3 protein-coding genes, 2 tRNA genes and 1 pseudogene are annotated in these 2955 nt (G+C 45.7%); 4 read left to right on the top strand and 2 right to left on the bottom strand.

The window, feature by feature from the left end; translation table 11 throughout:
* Positions 1-443 (top strand): annotated as a pseudogene (locus tag QZX97_RS11430) (hypothetical protein); the annotation flags it as partial.
* Between the two features lie 99 nt (positions 444-542).
* Here the strand turns inward: QZX97_RS11430 and QZX97_RS11435 are convergent.
* Positions 543-626, bottom strand: a tRNA-Leu gene (locus QZX97_RS11435).
* A gap of 96 nt (positions 627-722) precedes the next feature.
* Positions 723-806 (bottom strand) — tRNA-Leu (locus QZX97_RS11440).
* 152 nt (positions 807-958) lie between these two features.
* Here QZX97_RS11440 and QZX97_RS11445 point away from each other — a divergent pair.
* The 3 genes from QZX97_RS11445 to QZX97_RS11455 are packed head-to-tail and all read left to right on the top strand — an operon-like array spanning position 959 to position 2830.
* The gene (locus QZX97_RS11445; protein ID WP_363152403.1) at positions 959-1396 is read left to right on the top strand and encodes a DUF2147 domain-containing protein; all 438 of its coding nucleotides are present in this window, start codon (positions 959-961) and stop codon (positions 1394-1396) included.
* A complete protein-coding gene (locus QZX97_RS11450) occupies positions 1393-2430 on the top strand; it encodes a YCF48-related protein (protein WP_295664660.1) in 1038 nt (345 codons plus the stop codon). The genes QZX97_RS11445 and QZX97_RS11450 overlap by 4 nt, the downstream gene beginning before the upstream one ends.
* Before the next feature lie 7 nt (positions 2431-2437).
* Positions 2438-2830 carry an RNA-binding S4 domain-containing protein gene (locus QZX97_RS11455; protein ID WP_295664661.1) on the top strand — a complete coding sequence of 131 codons (393 nt, stop codon included), beginning with the start codon at positions 2438-2440 and terminating at the stop codon, positions 2828-2830.
* The last annotated feature ends 125 nt before the right edge of the window (positions 2831-2955 follow it).

The raw sequence follows: 2955 nt of genomic DNA on the forward strand, positions 1-2955 counted from the left end.
TTAACGAGTGGAGGCAGGGCGAGCTCAGGCTGAAAAAAGATGGCAACGCATGGCGGGCCGATGTGCCGATGGACACGGGAAATTATGGTTATAAATTTATAGTGTATGGTAAATGGATGACAGACCCCACCAATCCATGTCAGTACGGAAATGGTGATGAACGTAACTCGTTGCTGGTGGTGAAACCAAATTATACCTTCACGCTGAAGGGCTATGGTAACGCCAAAACCATCCGCCTGGCCGGTACTTTTAATAATTGGGACTATGATGGCTATACCATGGTACACCAGGGCGACCAATGGACCATCAGTTTGCACCTCAAACCTGGCAAATACCTCTATAAATTCATCGTAGATGGTAATTGGATAATCGACCCGGCCAACAAACTATGGGAGCAAAACCGGTTTGGCACGGGTAATTCGGTGTTGTGGTTGGAACCGTAGGGAAGTCATTGAGTCATTGAGTCATCAGGTCATTGACTTTTTAAGCGATATACAAAATGACTTAACGACCCAATGATAAATGATAAAATATAGGAGAAGTGCCCAGGAGCAGATTCGAACTGCCACACCCTTACGAGTGCCACCCCCTCAAGATGGTGCGTCTACCAATTTCGCCACCTGGGCTTATAAATTATCATTGGGTCATTGGTCATTGTGTCATTATGCTTATCGAGCGACAGGCAATGACTTAATGACCAATGATCAATGACCAAATGGATGTGCCCGAAGAGAGACTCGAACTCTCAAGAGACAATTCTCAACGGCTTCTGAGACCGCAACGTTTACCAATTTCGCCATCCGGGCATTATATTAAGAACTGCGTTGGTTTATGGCGCTAAACCCAACGGGCTGCAAATATAACAGATTATCGTTATGCCTTAAAATAAATATAAAATTGATAACGTTTGCTATTGACTCGCCGAAAGGCTAATTTTAGGCTACCAATTATTTAATTTATGATGATGAAGAAAGCAAGTGTGTTAATGTTGCTTATTGTGGCATCGTTAACGGTTTTGGCGCAAAACGGCGATGCGATTTTAGGCAAATGGCTCAACCCTAACGGCGAGGACCAGATATGGATATATAAAAAAGGCGATAAATACTTTGGTAAATTGGGGTGGATAAAATTTCCGGACCGCAACGGCAAACCCAAAATGGACGAAAACAACCCCGATCCGGCACTGAAAACCCGGCCCGACCTGAACCTGGAACTGTTAAAAGACTTTACCTTTAACGGCGAAACATACGAAGACGGTACCATATACGACCCGAAGAGCGGGAAAACATACAGTTGTAAAATGACGTTAATAGATAACAATAACACTTTAAAAATACGCGGTTACATCGGTATATCCCTGTTTGGGCGCACCGAAGTCTGGACGAGGGTTAAATGATAAAACAAGTACTAAAAAACGTTGGCATAACGCTGGCACTTTTTATTTTGATGATTAATGCATCTGCGCAAAAGGTAACTTTATTGCAGCAGGGCAGGGCAGTAAGCATACGCGGTTTATCGGTAGTGAACGATAAAGTGGCCTGGGTAAGCGGCAATAAGGGTTATGTGGCCGTTACCAAAGATGCCGGCAAAACATGGATTTGGCAACAGGTAAGAGGTTTTGAGCAATCTGATTTTAGGGATATTGAAGCTTTTTCGGATAAAGAGGCACTCATCATGAGTTCGGGTACACCGGCCCTGATATTAAAAACAACCGACGGGGGCGCCAACTGGCAGGTAAAATACCGTAATCGCGATACTTCTGTTTTTTTGGATGCCATGGATTTTCACGGCAAATATGGCTGCGCCATGAGCGACCCATCCAACAATCACTTTGTTTTGTTCGAAACTACCGACAAGGGCAACACCTGGAAAGCGCGCGAAATGGCCAAATCGCCCCTGGCGCGGAATGATGAGGCGGCTTTCGCGGCAAGCGGCACGTGCCTCAATATTTTTGATAATGGTTTGATAAAAAGCAATTCGATACTGATGGTCACCGGTGGAAGCGTGGCTAATATGATACAGGCGCATATCGACGAAAAAAAATGGAGCACCCAGCAATTGCCCATTGCTCAGGGGCGCTCGAGCGCGGGGGCGTTTTCTGTTGCCACCAATGGTAAAAATTGGGTAGTGGTAGGTGGTGATTACCAGCGCGATACCCGCACCGATTCGACAGCCTGCTACTCCAACGATGCCGGCAAAACCTGGAAAATAGCCAAAGTTACGCCCACCTTTCTATCATGTGTGCAGCATATTGATAGTAAAATATATTTGGCCACCGGCACAGCGGGTACGTACCTGAGTAAGGACGAAGGGCTCACCTGGACGAAGATAGATGGCGGCAGTTACAATGTTTGCATTAAGACGCAGCACGGCAAACTGACACTGTTGGCAGGCGGCAACGGCAAGATAGCCATGTTCAGCATGAAATAATGAGTTTATGGCCGAGAAAGAGAAATTAAGGATAGATAAATACCTGTGGGCCATCAGGGCTTTTAAAACCCGCTCACTGGCTACCGAAGCCTGTAAGGCTGGCCGCGTGAAGCTGAACGGTACCAATATCAAGCCCTCGCACGAAGTGCGCGTAGGTGAAGTGTACCATGTGTCGAAAGGGTCCGATCGCAAAGTGCTGAAAGTTACCGGGTTGTTGGAGAGTAGGGTGGACGCTAAAACCGCCGTTAATTTTTATGAGGATATTACGCCTGTTGAACAAACTCAGGCTTTTAAAACCATGTTCAACGCGCCGGTATTGAAGCGCGACCGCGGTGCTGGCCGGCCCACTAAAAAAGACCGCAGGGATATTGGCAATTTAACCGATGATTTTTTTGATTAAAATCATTCAATCCTTTAATCATTCAATCATTTTTTTACTTTAGCGCATGGATGCACAAATAAATATTCCGGTATTGGACGATACCGAACTGCGTGTTTTAGGCGCGCTAATGGAAAAATGTAAAA

Origin of the sequence: uncultured Mucilaginibacter sp., from assembly GCF_903893715.1 — a bacterium.
Classification (GTDB): Bacteria; Bacteroidota; Bacteroidia; order Sphingobacteriales; family Sphingobacteriaceae; genus Mucilaginibacter.